Annotated in this window: 15 protein-coding genes; 4 read left to right on the top strand and 11 right to left on the bottom strand. The window is 50.2% G+C overall.

The window, feature by feature from the left end:
* Entirely contained in the window at nucleotides 1-1,770 is a 1,770-nt protein-coding gene (locus DFP94_RS16415) for a sensor histidine kinase (RefSeq protein ID WP_114497540.1), read from the bottom strand.
* A gap of 210 nt (nucleotides 1,771-1,980) precedes the next feature.
* Between DFP94_RS16415 and DFP94_RS16410 the strand changes: the two genes are divergently transcribed.
* Nucleotides 1,981-2,541, top strand: coding sequence for a DUF1697 domain-containing protein (locus DFP94_RS16410; RefSeq protein ID WP_114497539.1), 561 nt, complete (start codon nucleotides 1,981-1,983; stop codon nucleotides 2,539-2,541).
* 172 nt (nucleotides 2,542-2,713) lie between these two features.
* Nucleotides 2,714-3,916, top strand: coding sequence for a glycosyltransferase family 2 protein (locus DFP94_RS16405; protein ID WP_114497538.1), 1,203 nt, complete (start codon nucleotides 2,714-2,716; stop codon nucleotides 3,914-3,916).
* 729 nt (nucleotides 3,917-4,645) lie between these two features.
* Here DFP94_RS16405 and DFP94_RS16395 read toward each other — a convergent pair.
* Nucleotides 4,646-6,031, bottom strand: coding sequence for an MATE family efflux transporter (locus tag DFP94_RS16395; RefSeq protein ID WP_114497571.1), 1,386 nt, complete (start codon nucleotides 6,029-6,031; stop codon nucleotides 4,646-4,648).
* A 177-nt stretch (nucleotides 6,032-6,208) separates the two neighbouring features.
* Nucleotides 6,209-7,264: an acyltransferase family protein gene (locus DFP94_RS16390; protein WP_114497536.1), complete on the bottom strand. Its 1,056-nt coding sequence runs from the start codon at nucleotides 7,262-7,264 to the stop codon at nucleotides 6,209-6,211.
* 416 nt (nucleotides 7,265-7,680) lie between these two features.
* Here DFP94_RS16390 and DFP94_RS16385 point away from each other — a divergent pair, with 416 nt between their 5' ends.
* Nucleotides 7,681-8,589: a DMT family transporter gene (locus tag DFP94_RS16385; RefSeq protein WP_114497535.1), complete on the top strand. Its 909-nt coding sequence runs from the start codon at nucleotides 7,681-7,683 to the stop codon at nucleotides 8,587-8,589.
* An 89-nt stretch (nucleotides 8,590-8,678) separates the two neighbouring features.
* On the opposite strand, the gene DFP94_RS16380 is transcribed toward DFP94_RS16385, so the two are convergent.
* On the bottom strand, nucleotides 8,679-8,891 hold the full coding sequence (locus tag DFP94_RS16380) for a DUF378 domain-containing protein (RefSeq protein WP_114497534.1): 213 nt from the start codon (nucleotides 8,889-8,891) through the stop codon (nucleotides 8,679-8,681).
* A gap of 160 nt (nucleotides 8,892-9,051) precedes the next feature.
* The gene (locus DFP94_RS16375) at nucleotides 9,052-9,612 is read right to left on the bottom strand and encodes a lysozyme inhibitor LprI family protein (protein ID WP_114497533.1); all 561 of its coding nucleotides are present in this window, start codon (nucleotides 9,610-9,612) and stop codon (nucleotides 9,052-9,054) included.
* Between the two features lie 361 nt (nucleotides 9,613-9,973).
* Between DFP94_RS16375 and DFP94_RS16370 the strand changes: the two genes are divergently transcribed.
* Nucleotides 9,974-10,612: a Vat family streptogramin A O-acetyltransferase gene (locus DFP94_RS16370; RefSeq protein WP_114497532.1), complete on the top strand. Its 639-nt coding sequence runs from the start codon at nucleotides 9,974-9,976 to the stop codon at nucleotides 10,610-10,612.
* Between the two features lie 3 nt (nucleotides 10,613-10,615).
* Here DFP94_RS16370 and DFP94_RS16365 read toward each other — a convergent pair whose 3' ends face one another.
* The 6 genes from DFP94_RS16365 to DFP94_RS16340 form a co-directional block, all read right to left on the bottom strand.
* Nucleotides 10,616-11,389 carry a nucleotidyltransferase domain-containing protein gene (locus tag DFP94_RS16365; RefSeq protein ID WP_114497570.1) on the bottom strand — a complete coding sequence of 258 codons (774 nt, stop codon included), beginning with the start codon at nucleotides 11,387-11,389 and terminating at the stop codon, nucleotides 10,616-10,618.
* A gap of 175 nt (nucleotides 11,390-11,564) precedes the next feature.
* Complete coding sequence (locus tag DFP94_RS16360; RefSeq protein WP_114497531.1) at nucleotides 11,565-11,756, bottom strand: hypothetical protein; 192 nt, start codon at nucleotides 11,754-11,756, stop codon at nucleotides 11,565-11,567.
* Between the two features lie 578 nt (nucleotides 11,757-12,334).
* Nucleotides 12,335-15,136 carry a glycoside hydrolase family 3 C-terminal domain-containing protein gene (locus DFP94_RS16355; RefSeq protein ID WP_114497530.1) on the bottom strand — a complete coding sequence of 934 codons (2,802 nt, stop codon included), beginning with the start codon at nucleotides 15,134-15,136 and terminating at the stop codon, nucleotides 12,335-12,337.
* Nucleotides 15,137-15,301: 165 nt separating this feature from the next.
* On the bottom strand, nucleotides 15,302-15,721 hold the full coding sequence (locus DFP94_RS16350) for an SRPBCC family protein (RefSeq protein WP_245954886.1): 420 nt from the start codon (nucleotides 15,719-15,721) through the stop codon (nucleotides 15,302-15,304).
* 189 nt (nucleotides 15,722-15,910) lie between these two features.
* On the bottom strand, nucleotides 15,911-17,140 hold the full coding sequence (locus tag DFP94_RS16345) for an MFS transporter (protein WP_114497569.1): 1,230 nt from the start codon (nucleotides 17,138-17,140) through the stop codon (nucleotides 15,911-15,913).
* 1,158 nt (nucleotides 17,141-18,298) lie between these two features.
* Nucleotides 18,299-19,402, bottom strand: a complete 1,104-nt coding sequence (locus tag DFP94_RS16340) for a hypothetical protein (protein WP_114497528.1) — start codon at nucleotides 19,400-19,402, stop codon at nucleotides 18,299-18,301.
* Nucleotides 19,403-19,541: the final 139 nt, after the last annotated feature.

Below are 19,541 nucleotides of genomic sequence, written 5' to 3'. Positions count from 1 at the left end.
TCAATTCTCTCCCGTCTGGATTGGAAGTCTCAAACTAACGGCGGTTCCTCCGTGATTGCCGCTTCGGATGGTCAAGCCTGGTTGTTCCAGGCCGGTAACGCCGCCATAATATAGCTTCAACCGCTGCTGCACATTGAAAATCCCCATCCCCGATCCCTTCGCGGACGGAATCGTCCCCGTGTGAAGCGCGGTGACGATGGTGCGAAGCATTTCCTCGTCGATGCCCTTGCCGTCATCCTCCACCGTCACCACCAGGTGCATGTTATCGTCCGCAAGCGATACGGTAACGGATACGCTCCCGGCTTCGATTTTGCTCTCGATGCCGTGAAGAATCGCGTTCTCGACCAGCGGCTGGATCAGCAGCTTCGGCATTTTCACGGAAGCATAGGCTGAAGGAGATGAAATCGACCAGGTCATCCGTTCACCCATTCGCATTTTCATGATCAACAGATAGCGCTCGATATGCTCCAGCTCATCCTCCAAAGTAACCCATTCTTCCTTGTTCGGCCCGGTAATCGTGTACCGGAACAAATCCGCCATCGCCACCACGTATTCGGCCAGCTCCTCTTCCTGTTTTTCTTGCAGCGCCCAGTACAACGCCTCCAGCGTATTGAACAGGAAATGGGGATGAATCTGGGCCTGCAGCGCCTTTAGCTCGGTCCGGCTCTGAATGATTTCTTTTTCATACACCAGCTTGATCAGTTCATTCATATGCTCAACCATCTGATTGTACGTATGGTTCAACTCGTTGATCTCGATTGTGGACGAAATTTGAGTGGCGATCGGCTTCAGGCCGCCCAGCCGGGCGCTCCGCATCGTCTTGATCAGCTTGAAAATCGGGCGCGTGATGATCGTGGACATCAGAAAAGATAGCACGATAAACAGCAGGGAACCGATCCCCGCCGATACGAGGATCGCCGTCCGGAGCACGGATATTCCGTCCGTAATGGCGCTCACCGGAGTCAGGATCAGAAAGGTCCAGCCCGTCACGTCGGACTGTTGCTTGACCAGCATATACTTCTCTTTGCCGATTGACACCCAGCGCTCGTCGGCTTCAATCAACGGCTTAATATTGACGGCAGCGAACCGCTCGTCATTGGCGGCGATCAGGGTATAATTCTGGCCGATGACCAGCATCGTTTCTTTGCCGGCCTCTCCGGACAGCGATTCGCTGATTTTGAACACTTCCCTGTCCATCCGCACCAGCAGATAACCGCCCGGCATAAACCATTGATCCATCAGGCTGATGCTGCGGATCGCCAGCACCGTATCCGGTTCCATGGGATCGATGCCGACCCACACGATCCGCCCCTTGCTCTCTCTCGCCTTCACGATCCACTCGAGGCTGATCTTCTTGTCCAGGTTGCTGCCATCCAGCGGAAACAGCCGCCGGTTTTCGCTGCTGTACATCTCGACCGAGGTAATACCGTCCGCATAGGTCTGGACGATTTTAATGCTGGTAAGCAGCCGCTGGCGCTCGGAGAACGTCGCCTGCTTCCCGTTGCGTTCATTGAGCAGAAGCCCCTGGACATACTGGTCCGTAGCGACCTGGGTCGTCAGCGAATCGATCTGGCTCAGCACCGCTTCAAGCCTCCCGTTAGCCTGAATCGCCGTCTGTTGGATATGTTTTTCCGCATTGTTTTTAAGCAGCCGGGACACGGAGTCAAAAGTGACGACGCCGACCACGACCAAGATGATCATCATAACAAAAAGAAATCCCACCAACATCTGATTTCTGAGCGTATTCCATCGGTTCAACCGAACCCGCATTCCGAAACCGCCTTTCCTTCCGATCTGCTATATCCCGTTAATGCATTCGAGTTAAACTAATTCTAGACCTGCCCCGAATGTCCTTTTTTGGAAAGAAACCCCTTATAGAAATCCAAATCCGAAGGGCGAATCCATGTGATCGCTTTTTAACAAGGATCGTGTTATCGTTTACCTTGATAATCGAATCGACAATCGGGAGTGAAGAAGGAAATGACGGTCTATATCGCACTGCTGCGGGGCATTAATGTCGGCGGCAAAAACAAGATCAAGATGGCTGAGCTAAAAACGGCGCTCGAAAACATCGGGCTTACCGGGGTGCAAACCTATATTCAGAGCGGAAACGTTCTTTTTGTATCGGAAAAGGACGAGCCGACCTTGCGCAAAGAGATCGAGCAAATGATCGAGTCGGTGTTCGGAATCTCGCTGATGGTGATTCTGAGAACGGCCGGGGAAATGAAGAAGATCGCCCGGCAATGTCCTTTTTCCGAGGAACTGCTGGCGGAGGCGGCCGCCACCTGCGTCGGGGAAAGCCTGCATGTCGCCATGCTCCCGGAGCCGCCGGAAGCATCCGGCATAGAGAAGCTCAAGGCCGTGAACTACGGGGACGACCTGTACTTCATCGCCGGCCGGGATGTGTATCTCCTGTTCCGGAGCAGCATCCGCGACTCCAAGCTGGCCGTGAATCTCCATAAGCTGGGGGTCCAGGCCACGGTCCGGAATTGGAAAACGATGAACAAGCTCGTGGAATTGGCGGATGCCATGACCTCCTAACGACAGGATTACTTAAAACTCTGAGGACTCCCTCTGTAGACCCTCGTAAGGACAGCCTCTTCCGATTTATTTTCACCGGATTACGTGTCCCTGGTCCATAGTCCATGTCGCGGCTGAATTGTGTACGTATACTAAGTACAAATTCACTAAGCCCGAGGTGATCCTTCCATTTATGAAATTCAGTGTGGTTATTCCTTGCTATAACAGATCTCTTCAACTGCTGCTGACTTTAGCCGCCTTCGAAAAGCAGACCTGTCCGCCGGATCAGTTTGAAATCATCGTAGTCGATGACGGCTCTCAGGACGACACCCTGGAAAAGCTCCGGTCGTACCGCTCCCAAGCCCCTTACCGGCTGGTTATTGTTTCGGTAAACGAGACGAAAGGCAGATCGGTGGCCCGGAACATCGGCGTTGCCGCAGCCGGAGAAGACTATATCATTTTCTGCGATCCCGATTTTCTCGTCACGCCCGACTTTATAAATGTCCACGCCTCCTACCATAGCCGGCATCCTGACAGCATTGTTTCCGGGATTCCGAACCTGTGGATGGGAGCCTACACGCAGCTGCATTCCGATTTTTCGCATCAAGAGAAAGTATCCATGTCCGAAGTATTGAAGAAGACCGGTTTGTGGCAGGACCATTATTTTAGCACTCCCGAAACCCTGGAAATTGTTACGCCTGAAGATATCCGCCATCAGAACGACCGGCTCGCGAAAGTCGTTGCGCCTTATGAAGCCGGTCATCCCGTGAACCAACAGTTTAAGAAAACGGATGTTGCCCCCTGGCTACTATCGGTAACCCGTTGTCTATCCCTGCCAAAAAAACTGTTCAAACAAGTCAGAGGTTTCCACGAAAAGTTCCAGAAACATGGTTTGGAAGATTGGGAGCTCGGCTACCGGCTTCACAAATGCGGTTATAAATTCGTTAGCATCGAAGAGACTATCGGCTACCACCAGGAGCATCCTTCCGCCATGCGCAACGAAGATAAGGGGAACGAAAATTTGAAGCTGATTTATCAGACTCACGGATTTCTTGATCCGGAGCTCAGTCTGTTTGCCGTATGCCCACCTTCCGAACGCATTGAAGTTTATAAAAACACGCTGCGGGTGCTGAAGTCATGGAAGACCGGCAAGCGAAAATTGTATCGAAGCCTCGCCGCCAGGGTAACCCGGGCATGCACGCGCAACGCCAAGCTCTTTTATAATCAGCCGGGATCCGCAGCAAGCCAGCAGATCGCGGCAGCTTTGAACGCCGCCTTCACGGCTTCCGACGAAATATACCGGCAGCCTCTGACCAAGACGGTGAGACACCGGAAAATCAGCGTCATTATGAGTAAGGCGTGCAAAACAATCGCCAAGATCCCCGCAAAAGCTTAGGATATAAATTGACAGTCCGCCGGAATCGGCAGACTGTCTTTCGTCATGCAACTTATTCGATTTTGCCGCCTTCCACGACAAGCTCATCCGTAAAACCTCGCCGTACACGGAATTTAGCATTTCGTTATACGCACGCCTCATGATCATGGACAAATTTCTCTCGGCCTAACGTTTCCAAGACCGTCAAGTAAAGGGGGAGGTACGGAAAAAGCAGCCTTTGTAGGCTGCTTATAAGCCGTCGCGCCGGGGGAGTTCCGATGGCTGATTCTTAGCTGATAACTTTTGTCCCCGGTCGCACATCCACCTCATACAGCAAGTAACTGCGTATCTCCAATCCAACGGCGTTAACTGCGCGGCTTTACTCTATTCGACAAGTAATTACGCATCTCCAGCACGACTCCATCCAATACTGCAAAAATGCAGGATTTAGCGAAGGAGTAGCCACCAAAAGAGATAATTCCTGCAATTGTGCAGCAATTTCGGCTAATTCCGGTTACAAAGGTCTGTTTGAGTCCATTAATCCTGTACTTTTGCAGGAATTCCATTAAAGAGAAGCTCCATTGCGAAAAAATGATGTACTTTTGCAACTTTTTCCGGACATGCCCGAATCCGGGCCCAAACCCAGACCTGCTTACATAGATATAGCCAGGATCTCTTCGGATTAAGCTAAACGTAAAAAGCGACCCTACCGAAAGGATCGCCTTTTTTATGAACATGGATTGTTGCAGCCTATATCAGTTTGTGCGCATACCACTTCTTGCCGCGGAAACGCCACAGGAAGAGGGTCCCGCGTACGCCCCATTCGCAGTTCATCGCCAGCCAGACGCCCATAATGCCGAAGCCGAGCACGATACCGAGGATGTAGCCCAGGATGACCCGGAACAGCCACATCGTCATCATCGACGTGATCGAGGTAAACCGCGAATCACCCGCAGCCCGCAGGGCGGACGGCAGAATGAAGCTGATGGACCACAGCGGAACCTGGGCGATCGTATTGACCAGCAGCACCAGGAAAATATCGTGCACGATTTCCGGAGGCGGATTGAAAATACTGACCAGCGGGCGGAATAAAGGCATCAGGATCAGGGCAATCAGCAGCAGCGAGGCGGACCCGAGCCAGAGAAATGACTTGATAAACTTCCGGGCATCGGCGATACTGCCCCGCCCGATGCATTGGCCGACCACCGTTACAATCGTTAAGGACAAGGCGCTGGCCGGGATTTGAAACACCATGGCGAGCGAGCCGGTAATTGCGTTGGTCGCAATGGCATAAGTTCCCAGGCTGACGATAAACACCTGGGTCAGCAGTTTGCCCCCGTTGAAAAACATCTGCTCCGCCGCAAACGGCACGCCGATGAACATGATTTTGCGAAGCATCGACAGCGGAATATGAAACAGGTCGCGGAATTGCAATTGCAGCGTAGCGTCCAATTTGAACAAGTAAAACAGCGCGCAGGCGGCCCCTACATAGCGGGCAATGTTCACCGCGAGCGTCATTCCGAACACGCCCATGTCCAGAACGTTGATGAACACCACGTTCAACAACACGTACAGGAGGTTCATAATCAACGACAAGGCCAGCGAGGCCCGGGTCTTGCCCACGCCACGGAGCGCTCCGCAAACGGCCTGGACCACCGCAATTCCGACATAGGAAATGCTGCTGCCGATCAGGTACACCCGGGCGCTGTCCAGCACATCGGTCGAGGCCGAACCGAACAGCACATTCAAAACGGGGTTGTGAAAGCCCATGATCAGAAGGCCGATCCCCAAAGCCAGCATGGACACGGACGTGACCGAGCTTGCCGAAGCTTTGGAGACCATCAGGTCGTTGCCGCTGCCTTTATACTGCGCTACTACCACCGTCCCGCCGGTAGCGACCGCCACAAACACGTTGATCAGAAAAATATTCAGCGAATCCACCATATTGACCGCGCTGACGGCAGCCACGCCGGACGAACTGATCATGGCGGTGTTCACCAGATTGAGCCCGACGATAAAGGCCTGATCAATCAGAATCGGAATAAATAAAGCAATAATTTGCCGGTAGTCCATCGACTCGCCGGTAAAATATTTATCCAGCCAGCCTTTCTTTTGCAGTCGTAACCGAAGCTGCATCAAGGTCATCACATTCTTTTCTGTAAAATGTAAAAAACTCTTCATCCGAAGAGCTTTTAATAAGTGTATCGGTATAGTTTCGCCGGGATTTAACCTCTCGTGCGGATTATTAAACGGAATATCAATACCTGCTTGAAGATATCATCCGCCGCCGATTCTGTCAATGAAATGGGCCGTTCAAATCGATGAGGCACGCTTTTTTGACCATTTCGATTTCAGCGCATTCGTCAATCTCACTTCAATATATTGGTAGGACACATGCGACAAGAGCAGGGCTATGCCCAGCGATAAAAGAGCGTAAATGCTGAAAGCAAGAGCATTCGTCCCCAGCAAACCGCCGATGTTGGGAACGATGATTTTTAAGGGAAACATTACCATTGTATGCCACATATACAGGCTGAAACTGATTGTGCCCAAATAACGCATCCATCCCGTTCGCAAGAACAAGGACAAGAAGCCGTATTCCATGATGACCGGAATAAACAACAGGAAGCTGAGGACCAGGGCAACCGCAATCGGAAATGCCATCGCATAGTAGGAAATATAAATAGCCGCCAGCAGAATGACTCCGTTGAAATAACACCATTTGATCGGCTTCCAACGTTTTTTTATCCCATTCTGACCGAAATATAAAGCGACGCCCACGGCAAAAAACGAGAAGTCCTTACGGTAGTAAATAATGACCGCTACGGCGGCAACCATCAGAGCATAAAGCAGACCTTTTCCTGCCTTAGGCAGCTTGGAATTCCTGGATATCAACCAGAACATGCCTGCAATGATATAGAAGAACAACTCGTAACTCAGCGACCAGGCAACGATTTGTGCGATCGGCAACGGGAACATCCCCGGCAAAAGCAATGCGTTCGAGAAGAATTGAATGAGATACTCGCCCGCTCCAATCCCATCCATCCATTTATAGCCGATCACCGGCCCGACCATAAAAATGATCAGATGAATAACAAAAAATACGGGGTATATGCGTAGAAACCGATTAGCGGCAAACTCTCCAAATGTCCTTTTATTCAGTAAACTTTGCGTAATTAAATAGCCGCTGATGACAAAGAACAGATTCACGGAAATAGGTCCAGCATAATTGATTAAATATAAGAAGTTCTCTTTAGGAATCTCGGGAATATAACCCTCTAGCACGGCCGAGACATAGATATGATAAATAACGACAGACAGGGCGAGCAGGCCTCTTAATCCCATTAAAGTATAGTTTGCGTTCTTCAAGCCTCTGTGCCCCTTCTATCAAACTTGGAATACGATTTCGCGTTTCTATAGTTCGTTTTTATTTCGAATACGATATCGCATTCCTTACCTTGTTGTATTCGACATTCCTAACGGGAAACCTCCCTAGCCCGCATAGCATGCCTATGCGATGATACCTTAAAAGCCGCCCTTTCTGTCAAGGAGGCCTGGTCGAAAGAGCAAAGAGCCGAGCTAGGCACGGCTGCTGGAATGAATGGCAAACCTGGAGACAGGGTGACGATCAGATAGCCATTCAAGGTAATGTCACTTTCCGTTAATTACGCAATAAAGCATCATAAAAAGCCCTTTTGTCATTGACACCGTTCTTAAACCAGCCTGTATAATGAGAAAGCTTATTCAAGGGTAACGTCATTAATTTATAGCAAGGAGTATTGTCCATGTGGTTTGTTTTTGCCTTACTCACCGCCTTCGCCTGGGGAGGCGCGGATCTGTTCTATAAAAAAGGGAGCGACAGCAACGACCGGTTCAGCCATATCAAAATCGTCATTATGGTCGGCCTCGTGATGGGGATTCACGCAATATCGTACATGCTCATTCAGGGAATCTCGTTCGATCCCGCCGATATGTTCCGATACCTGCCCGTATCCACGCTATACATCCTGTCGATGACCATCGGTTATGTCGGACTCCGGTATATTGAATTGTCCATTGCTTCGCCCGTGCAGAACTCTTCCGGTGCCGTCACGACCATCCTGTTATTCCTGTTTTTCACTCACAACTTGAACGCCGTTGAAATTTTGGGCATCACGATCATTACCGCCGGCGTGGTCGCCATTGCCGTCCTGGAGAGAAGAGCGGAACACGAAGCGCTTCAATCCGGCAGCACAAAAATAGACAAGAAATATCAAATCGGCTTTATGGCCATCATCTTCCCGATTCTCTACTGCATTATCGACGGGCTCGGAACATTCGCCGACGCGATTTATCTGGATGAAATGGACCTGATCAGCGAAGACGCGGCCCTGCTCGCCTATGAATTCACCTTTTTCGTTTGCGCCGTGCTTGCTTTTACATACCTCAGGTTCATTAAAAAACAGAGTTTCAACCTCTTCAAAGAACGCGTAAAAGGGTATGCCGCCATCTTCGAAACGATCGGACAATTTTTCTATGTGTTCGCCATGTCCAGCAACGCCATTATCGCCGCGCCGCTGATCGCTTCCTACAGCATTTTTTCGGTGATTCTGTCCCGGATCTTCCTTAAAGAGCGGCTGAGCAAAAAGCAATATGCGATCATCATGATCGTCATTGCGGGGATTGCCTTGCTGGGGATTGCCGACGAACTGTAGGCGGTTTGAGCGCTATTCCGCAAAAACGAAAAAGACACCCGGGCAGGTGTCTTTTTCGTATATGGCAAGGGAGTAGCGGACTCGGTGAATTATCTGGCTCGTCTTTCCTCGCTCACATCGTTGTAGAATTTGATCGCATAAATGGCACAAATGCCGACGATAACATAAACGATCCGGGATAACATGGCGTCCTGCCCTCCGAAGATGGCTGCCACCAAATCATATTGAAAGAGACCGATCAGCAGCCAGTTAAGCCCACCCACAATCAATAAAGTGAGTGCCACAACATTCAATGTTTTCATCCACGCCAACTCCTCATAAATTAATCTTTTACTATAAAAATTCCCAGTCCGGACCAAAATTATGCATCGACGCATAAAAGATTATTCCGCCGCAAAACAAAACGGACACCATGTGGCGTCCGTCTGGCTAAAAATACGTATATAACTACTCGGAAACTAATCATTTCATATACTGATTTACCAGTTCATAACATCTTTCCTTCGTCACCCGGGCTTTCGTCGACACTAATTGCAAACCCTCCATGGTTCCGCCTTTAAATTCCGCGGCTTCCTTCTCCGCTATTTCGTCTCTTTGCTTAATCCAATCTCGCTGCTCCTCTTTTAAATCATCCATCTCGTTTGCGGAAAGCTGCTTCTTTAGCTCGCCGTATATCTCATTGAGCGCCGTATCCCAACGATTGAAAGTTTCCGCCGCAGCCTCGTTCATCGATGCCGTGGTTCCTTCCTCATTCAAATCCTCAAGGTCCGCAAGCCCCGCTTCGACTTCATCGAGCTTTTGAAGATACGCTTCCTTTGTTCCCGTAACTGAAGTATCGGGTTCAGCAGAATTATTGCTATCCTTGTCGGTTGCAGGCGCATCGGCTTGAGGCTGGTTTTCTTGTTGGTTATCCCCTTGCACCGGATTTTCCGATTGTTTCACATTTGCGCCCTCATTGCCGGCGTTGCCGCACCCGGCCAAGAAGCTGCACGTCAATAGAGTCAATATTAGTAGTTTTTTCATCTGCTCCTCCTATTTCTGCAATCCTAGATATCTAAGATGTTATATTTGTAAAACGAAGACTCCTTCCTAAAAGTTGCTTTATTTTTGTTTATTTACCATGAAAATGGGTTAAAGAATCAGAAAATTTTGACAATAAGGAAAATGCTACTTCTCTGCCTTGTTGTCCGAAATGTAAACCAGGCTACCCAAGCCCATCTTCATCTTGGCCGGAAAAACGATCCGCGAGGTCCGTGCTTTTTTTCGTTTCAGTTTACTAATGTAAATTTTTTCGCTAGTCTAGACTCAGTTCCCTTTAAAAACGCCCACGCCTCAGCGATGTTTCATCCTTACTGATTCTTAAACCGGAAGGAGATCAAAATCTATGCAAAAGATCGGTCCTGATCCGAGTGCCGTCTATCCTAATGAAAATATCAAACAGATCTGCTATATCAAAAACGTGATCACCAGGCCCAACATTATCGTTGGAGAGTACACTTATTATGACGACGCGGATGGCGCCGAGAATTTCGAATCCCATGTCACTCACCACTACGAATTTCTGGGTGATCGGCTGATCATCGGCAAATTTTGCGCCATCGCCAAAGGCGTTGAATTTATTATGAACGGCGCGAACCACCGGATGAATTCCGTAACTACGTATCCTTTTAATATCATGGGACATGGCTGGGAAAAAGCGACGCCCTCCCTCGACGATTTGCCGTTCAAAGGCGACACCGTCATCGGCAATGACGTATGGATCGGGCAAAACGTAACGGTGATGCCGGGCATCCATATTGGTGACGGGGCGATCGTGGCAGCCAATTCGGTCGTGACCAAGGACATTCCCGCTTATCATATTGCGGGCGGAAATCCGTCACGGATCATCAAGAAGCGTTTTGACGATGAGTTCATCGATCATCTTTTAACCCTGAAATGGTGGGACTGGCCGGCAGAGAAAATATTTTCAAAGCTGGAGATCCTCTGCAGTGCCGACCTTGAATTGATCAAAGCGCTGGAATAGCCGCTATGCCCATACCTCTTGCAGCGCGGAACGGAACAGTTGATCCAGCCGGTCATCCAGATGGATATCCGCCGTCTTAAGACCGGCTGCCGCCTGTTCAAAGTATCCGATACGCTGCTCCAAGTACTCGTTGATCCGTTGCAGCCTCGATTCATCATCCAGTCCTGCCCGGGACTTTTTGCGGTCCAGCAGCATCAGAACGGCCTCCTTCAGTTCGCTACCCGCAGGCACCAAATCTTCAACCATGATTTCGAACTCCATAGGCGGCATCTTGTCGTATTTCTCAATCCAGCCGCACGCCAACAAGGGTCTAAGCACATAAAGGTACTTCTTACTTTTGACCTCTTCTCCTTGCAAATAGTCCCTGTAGTTCCTTTTTGCCATGTGAAGATAATGGTATATGCAGGAGCGGGGAGAAAACGATAAAGGGGACAGATCGCGAATCTGTCCGGCAACGGAATACTTCTCATAATATTGAATCGGCGATTGCAACCATTCGAGCAATGGAGGATGCGATTTACGGAATAGCAAGAGCGCCTTTTTCAAATCCCATCCGTGAATATCAAGCTGATTATTGATGGGCCTTTCAATGACATCCCGGGGCTCGAATAGGGATAAGTACGAATCGATGGGCCGCAGATACAAAAACCGCACATCATAATCGCTGTCTTTGGACGGAACCCCCCACGCCCTGCTTCCCGCTTCACAGGCAAATAGAATACGAACCTGCTCCTTTTGTTCGATTCGTTGCAGTTCGTTCAAAATAACGGGTTGCATTTCAGAAAATTGTGCCACCACGACCCACTCCTTACCGTTGCCTTTGGATTATTGCCATTCATTTTTATTATATCCCGATCGGGCAATCCGCCTCACCCGGCCCATAACGAAAAAGCACCTGCTCTCTCTACAAGAATCGAGATAAGCCGGTGCTTTTTAATTTGGTTAGCTACATTTATCTTCTGCGGCGCTGTTTCGTAAAGCGGGTATAGATCACGAGTGCGACGATCATCATGGCAATAAAACCGACATTTTCGGCCGGCCCGGGCTGCATGCCGAACAAGATGCAAAGATTCATAACCAGCATATTTGTAGCCAGCGCGGACACGATCAACACGATCGGACGCCATATGTTAAATCCTCTCATTAGTTGCAACTCTCCTGATTCAGTTTCTTACAGCCCGACTAAACTCCCGCCTAAAGACTGTTGGTATCATTATACCTTATCCCTTTGCGGACTGCCATTCGGCTCTAGCGGGCTATCTATTGACTCAAACCGACAACTTTTCGCTACTAGCAGGCTACCTATTTTCTACTAGGCTATTTCTCACTATTAAAAGACCACTTTTCGGCTCAATCGGGCTACTTTACAGTTCGAACGGACACCAGGGCCCTTAATTTGCACATAATGGCTCGATTCAAATTCTAACGGACATCAGAGCCCTTAATCATGCGTATTCGGCGACTTTTATACTCATTTTGGCACAATAACGTCTCCTGTGTCCGTTAGCCGCTCGACAACGCTGATTTTCCTACTTTAACGGCTCCTGTGTCCGTTAGAATATCCATAAGGTGGATGATCCGTTAAAGAGTACAGAAAAACTATTAGGGTTCGAAATAACGTTGGAGATCAGAAGAAACGAGGGAGCACGGAACAACCGCATACTTCCACAATATGAAAAGAAATAGAGACCCCGAAGGGTCTCCCCTATGAAATGGCGCTGATTAAACTTGTTTAAATTCGATCCAGTCGATCTGCATACCCGGCTTGATGTGTTCCAGCTTCAGCTCATAATAGCCTGCTTCCAACTCGATTTTCACCAGCTTCTGTTTGATCCATTGGCCTTCGGTCCCGTTCGTCTGAACCGTCATCATCAATTGCCCGTTCAACGTTACATTGCAGGCACTTTGCGCGAGCTCGGGTTCCGGGGACATGATATTGACGATGATCCGGTATTGGCCGGCTTGATCAGCCTTGAAACAAGCCGCTCCCGATTCGACCGGGGGAACCTGGGCATTTTGGGACAGTTCTTGTACTTGTTGTTGTTGGACCTGCCCCGCCACAAGAGAAGGAGTAGCCGTGAATTTATGGACGGTTTCTTCAATCACCTGTTTGCGGGAGAATACCGGAGCGTCCATCAAGAATTGACAAATATTCATGGCGGAGCGCTGCAGTTCACCGCGAGTCAAGGTTCCGTTTTCCAAGGAATCCAGGGTATTGTCGTCATAGGCATTGATTTCTGCGCCATAGTTGCTGACTACCATGTACAGATCGTTCTGCGCACGAACCATCCAGTTCGTATATTTCCGGTCCGGCGCTCCCCCATGAACCACGTCGTTCATGACGGCCCACCAGTCGGTCATCACGATGCCTTTATAACCCCATTCGCCGCGCAGAATCGTCGTGTTCAGATCATAGTTGGAAGCCGCCCAATGTCCGTTAACCGGATTGTACGAAGTCATGATCGAATTGGCGCCGCCCTGTTTTACCGCCATTTCAAAGCCTTTCAGATAAATCTCGCGAAGAGCGCGCTCGGAAATGATCGCATCCACCTTGCTGCGGTACTTCTCCTGGTTATTGCAGGCAAAATGTTTCAGCGTGGCGTTAGAGCCGCCCTTCATAATACCGCGGGTGCATGCCGTTGCAAAAATCCCCGTAAGGAGCGGATCTTCGGAAAAATACTCGAAGTTACGCCCGTTTAGCGGGCTGCGGCGGATATTGAGACCGGGTCCGAGCAACGCGTCCACGTTGTTTCTCAGCAGTTCCTGGCCTTCCATCACGTATAGCTCTTCCACCAATTCCGCATTCCAGGTAGCCGCCAGCAGGGTTCCAATGGAAACCTGAGTCGCCTTCTCCCCGCTGTCCATCCGGATTCCGGACGGACCGTCCGCCGTGCAACCCACCGGGATCCCGTAGCCGAATAAGCTGTCGCTAACGCCCCCGAACGCCGATGCCGTACCCGGCGTAACCAGCGGGCTGCTCATGCCTTCCCCTCTGACAATCGTCGCCAGATCCTGATCATGGAGTTGGGCGATGAACGTCTCCAAGCTGACTTTTCCGTCGGCCACGTCTTTCAATTTATACCCTTGGTCACCGGTTTGCTCCAAGGTTTGCGGAAGGCGCTTCTCAATCCGTTCCTCTATAGAAACTTTTCGTTTCGGCGCTTCTACGAAGGTTAGTTCATACGTGCCATCTGCTTTCCGGGCGCCCGGCTTCATTCGCGTAAAGCTTTCCGTTGGCGCAAGCGCCTCTTCCAACTGGTCCACGACTTGAAGGGATTCCACAACATAACCGCTTTGCCCCTCAACGCCAATTTCCACCACATTCTTAACACTGTTGCCTGCATATATACGGTACGTCCCCGCTTCCAGGACATAGGCGGATGGATGTCCCGTCACGCCGGCATCATCGTAGGATGCCATGGAGTGCACAGGGAAGCCCAAGATCAGACGCTGCGATTCGCCCGGCTGCAGTTCCTTCGTCTTGCCGAAGGCGGCCAAAGCTTTGGCCGGTTGGCCCAGCTTTCCTTGAGGCGCTTCGTAATAGACCTGAACGACCTCTTTTCCCGCATAGACGGTTCCCGTATTGGTTACATTCGCGCCAACTTCAATATAGGTCTGACCTTCTTTGGTAACCAGTTTGGCTTCTTCGGGCTTGATATCGAACTGCGTATAAGACAAGCCGAAACCGATTTCGAATTGAACTTTATCCGGACAGAACGTTTCGAAATAGCGATAACCTACGTAAATGTCTTCCTGATAAAAGTTTTGGCGTTCGTTGCCGTAATTGCGGGTCGACGGATAGTCCTCAATAGAGTAAGCAATCGTATCGGTAAGCTTGCCGCTCGGCGTTACGTCCCCAACCAGCACGTCGGCAATCGCGTTGCCGCCTTCCATACCGCCCTGCCAAGCATAAATTACACACGGAATCGGATGTACATAACCCGCCTCATTCATCCAGCTCATATCAATAATGTTAGATACATTCAGGACGACGACCGTTTGCTCGAAATAGGCCGTTACCTGCTTCAGCATCTCTTTTTCTTCCGCCGTTAATTGATAGCTGCCCGGCTCATCGGCATTGTCCTGGTCTTCGCCCGCCGTACGGCCAATTACGATGATCGCCTTGTGTGATTTGTTTCTTGCCGCTTGCACCAGCTCAGGCGTTAAGGGCATTTCCTTTTGGTGCCACGGCTCTGCCGCCCAGCCGCCTCCGCCGTTATCGAACGGATTTTGCTCGATCCACTTCTCATATACGGCTGCCAATTCTTCGTTGACCGTAATATTCCTTTTGTCGCGAAGGCCGCCCAGCAGGTTGGTTGTGTAGGATACATGAACGCTGCCGCCCGAGCCCGTACCGCTGCGGTAATAATTCACTTGAGTTCTGCCGAAAATCGAAACGCTTTCGCTTTTTCGAATCGGAAGAACTTGTCCTTCATTCTTCAACAACACCGCGCCTTCTGCGGCCACCGTTCTGCTGAATTCGGCAAAACCTTCTAATGGAACTCCCAGTTTTTCTGTGGTCAATTTGTTCTCTCCTTATGCGTTAAAAACGTTTTTATCGTTATATATAACAAGGTACCTCATCTCTTTACAAATTTCCAATGTTTTTGCCGATCCTAAAAAGGAAAAGCGGCATGACCTACGGTAAATAACCGTTTCATGCCGCTTTTTGACCTTTATCCCGTTGCATCACCCGATTGCCGAAACCGCTTCGCGATACTGCGCGTACCGCTTCTCCCATTCCGCCTTGCGGGACTCGAGCTCCCGGCCATCCAACAAAGCGGAGATGACATCCAAGCAAACATGCCAGCCTGCCAAATCCCTCGGCGTATGGTCGGTGATCCTGGTTATCTTTTCGATGAGAAGAAGCCGGCAACCCTCGGCCGTGGGATACAGTTCAAAACGGACACGATCCCGGTCCCAAGTGTATTCCAACACGCTCGAAGGTTTGACCTCCAAAAGAGTCATCTCCTCGTAGCTGCCGTCCCCCATATCGAACTTGACCGCTCCGCCTTCGACAAGCTCGGCTAAGCTTAGTTCGGGGAACCATTGCTTGAGCTTCCCGTTCTCCGTGAGAAACGACCATACTTGCGGGACAGGATAGTTCAAGCTGCGCTCGAAGGTTGCGGTATACCCGTGCTCTATTTTTTTGAATAGCTGCTATGTCCATGGCTTGCTTCATCTCCTTATCCCAGCCGACTAAAACTACTTGGATTAAAGTATATCATTCCCCATCGCCGCTAAGATAACGGGAAGAGGCCCTTACAACAGGTTCGAGGTCCGGAGCCGAAATTCAGATTACTTTTTGAAATTAAACTTTACGCTACAGGACAAAATGACGGAAATCGCAAGCAAGCAAAGCGGAACGACGCTGATAAGATAACGGAAAGTCAACTCCGGTGACGGCCCCGGGTTATCGCCGCTTTCATACCCGAAGATCATACCGACAATGAAAAAAGCCAGCGCCGAGATCAGCCCGCTCGAACGAGTAATAAACCCGGCTACAGCCGTATAGATCCCTTCTCTTCTTAATCCCGTCCGCTCCGCGTCCTCATCGATGATGCGTCCGCTGACCATCGCCGGAGTCACCAGGAAACCCGCCAGCCCGAAGCCCGCAACCACGCCGGCAGCAATGCCGCTGGCCAGGTCGTAACCGAACCACAGCGGGATCATGGAAAGGCCGTAGACGACAAGCGACACACGCCACGCCTTGACCCCGTCCATTTTACGGATGATCCAGTACCACACAACAATCAACGGAATCACCGAGACGAAGACGGCGGCCAGCAGGATTGAGACTTGTTCCTCGGGGATATGCAGCACGTATTTGGCATAAAAAGGAATCATTGAACTGAGTAATCCATTGACCGTCTGGGCAAAGGAATTCGAAATATTAAACACCCAAAACTTCTGGTTCTTGACCGTCTCTTTGAACGCGGGGATCAGCTTCATCGGTTTGCCTTGGCTGGAATCCGGCCGTTCCCGGACGCTCAACACCCAGGCCGACATGCAAAGGCCGAAGATGCAAGCATAGATAATCGCCATCACCGAAAAACCAAGGGCTGCGTATATGAGCGGAGTTACCGCAGTGGCAATCAGCAGCGCAACGATCTGGTAGCCCTGCTCCACGGCCGAGGCTTTGGCGCGAATGCGGTCGCCGCGGAACAATTCGGGAAATAAAGCGCCATAGTTCACCCAAAGTACGGTTGCGACCGTCTCGTACAGAATCAGCGTGACCAGAAACCAGACGAACAGCCCCTTTTCAGTCAGCCCGCCGGGAGGTGAAAAAACCAAAACGAAAAACAGCATAAATAACGGAATCGCCCCAATGACCCAGGGTCTGCGCCGCCCGATTCTCGTCTTCGTCCGGTCCGACCAGTAGCCGAAGATCGGGTTATTCACCACATCCCAAATCAGGAAGATCGTGCGGGCCAGCGTGGCCAGCCCGATGCCGAGCCCCAGTTTCTCCACATAATAATAGCTGTAAAACGAACTGAAGGCCTGACTGGGCACCATCATCGCAAACATGCCGAGCGCGAAGGCATACGGCGCATTGATCCATCTGTTCTTCTTGTTCACAGAACCCCTCCATACGGATAAAATGCAAAGCTTTTAACCCGGACTAGATTCCTTCTGGCACTCTAGTATATTCATTGGAGTGTTGCTCAAGATCATTTTCTTGTTTTATGTAATCGATTTAATTCCTCCATGCCTATATGAGAATATAAGCATATATCCGCCCGCCCGGCAAAAGAAAAAAGCCTCCCGACAGGGTGGCCTCCAAATCTCTCGTTTAATTGGTTCTGCGGCGACGGCAACAGTTGCAACGACAATTGCATCTGTGACGTATATTACGAATCTTTTTGCTCTTTTTGACCCGGCGTTTCCGCGGTCTTGAAGGTCCTTGACCGGCTAACCGGTCTCTGTTCTTCTCAGGGCAGGTGGTTGGCTGCTGGCGGAGCGGTTCCTCGTTCACGCAGGGAACGAGCCTTCCCCATGAATCGATCTTGTACTTGAACATGATCACCCCTCCTTTAATTTCAATGTATGTCCTATGATGGAGGGGTGCTTGGACCAATGGACAGGGGAGTCTGCCTCCAGCGCGCTTGTTCGTAGTTCGGCTCACGTGCTTCTCTGGTCGCAGCAGAATGCCGTAACCGCGGACGCGGAGTAGAGAAATGCAAGGATCAATTGGCGTGGATCGGGTGGCATAGCTGGGGTTGAAGTTAACCGCAAGCAGCGGGTTTATTATTCTGGACCAGAAGTTGAAAAACCTCGAAACCGGTGAAGCTGAGGACAGACGAACGTGTTTCCCTCCTACCTACTGCCTCCTGTCAGCAAATTAACTGGAAAACTTCCCGTTAAATTTTGCCAATCTGCCGAATAATCGAAATTAACTGGATAACCTACAGTTATTCCGGCGTTATAAAGCGGAATCCGGCATAATCGGCAAAATTAGATGGAGGTTTTCCAACTAATTTATCTCAAAGGCATTTCCCCGGAGAAATAACTGGATAAAATCCAGTTATTTCTCTTTGGTCTGGACCACCAGACAAAACCAAAAACCTTCGTAATGCTGGCCGTCCGATTCGCCTCGAGTTCCGTGTCCCGTGTTCCGTGTCCCGTGTCCCGTGTTCCATGTCCCGTGTCCCGTGTCCCGGTCCCCTTAACGCCTTTTCCAGTGCCTTATTCAGACTCCACTACTTCGATGTCGTAAATACTCCACTTCCCCTTGTTATTATCCGAGTCTTTGGCAAGGTTGAAGACCGTTTGTTTCTTTGTCCGGTCCGCCTCCTTCTCAATCAACGTAACCATGGTGTCGCTTCCGCTTTCCTCGACTTCGAAATAAGCATCCTCATCGTCCAATTCCAGTTGCAGATTGCCTACTATCCCGTAGTCCACCTCAAGTACGGGCCGGTCTCCGGCCGCATTGCGGAATTGGCAAAGTTCGTCAAGACGCTGTTCCACATTCGGCGGAAGTCGGTCGTCTATGATGCTTAATGCCAAATACTCCAATACGACCTCTTTTGGAGTGGAAGGGTAATCCAACAGTTCCACGGAGGTGTCGGTTTGTACAAACTCGCCTCGCTCCAGCGAAAAATAGCGGGTAACTCCGTAATAGAAAACATCGTAGCTGCCTCGGCGCTGTTCATAGCTATCGAATTTTCCGTTCTCATTACCGTCCAGCAGCACGTCCTCGCCCGAACCCGTCGCAGAGGCGCTATAGGCCAACTCATCCAGGGTATCACCCGAAATCTCAACCAGCCTGAAGCCGGTCATGCTGACCCAATTCGTGAGTCCCAGGTAAATGACCTTCTCTTCCCGGTCTTCCAACTGGACGAGCCGGACTTCATTGATGCCGTACCCGCCGCTGTTTAAGTTATCTCCTAACTGAAGTATCTTTCCCCCCTGATTCCGCAAAATGTAAATCTCATTGAGTGTAACATCCTCCTCATCCTCATCCTCTTCCTCAGCATATCCAAAGGCCGCTACCGCCTCTTCATTCCCGTCAAAATCTATATCTTCCTGTTTAAAATAGACTAGCGAGAGATCGGCCCCTAAACCTTTCTCTTTCAAGTAATCTTTATATAACATAGCCGTGTCCTGAGGGTCGGATGACTTTGCCTCTTTCGCAAGCCCATCGCTCTTGGCCGGAGCGGTTTCCGCCTCCCCATTTATTGCGCTCGTTGCCGGGGCCCCGGCGGGCGAATTGCTTTCCGCAGCTTTATTGCAGCCTGCCAGAAGCACGACCAAGGCCAAAGCATAGGCGATAAGCCTGAGTTTTTTCATATGAACCTCCCTTGTTTCTTTCCCAAAGTCTGTTCGGGCAGCATAGCCTTTTCCCCTTCCGGTATCTACCCCTTATTCCCATCTGTCTATATTCTACAGTCTAGTGGAGGATTCTTCCATTGAAAATGAGCATGGCAGC

The sequence above is a fragment of the Fontibacillus phaseoli genome, assembly GCF_003337355.1.
Classification (GTDB): Bacteria; Bacillota; Bacilli; order Paenibacillales; family Paenibacillaceae; genus Fontibacillus; species Fontibacillus phaseoli.
This window is presented reverse-complemented; position numbering and strand designations above follow the sequence as displayed.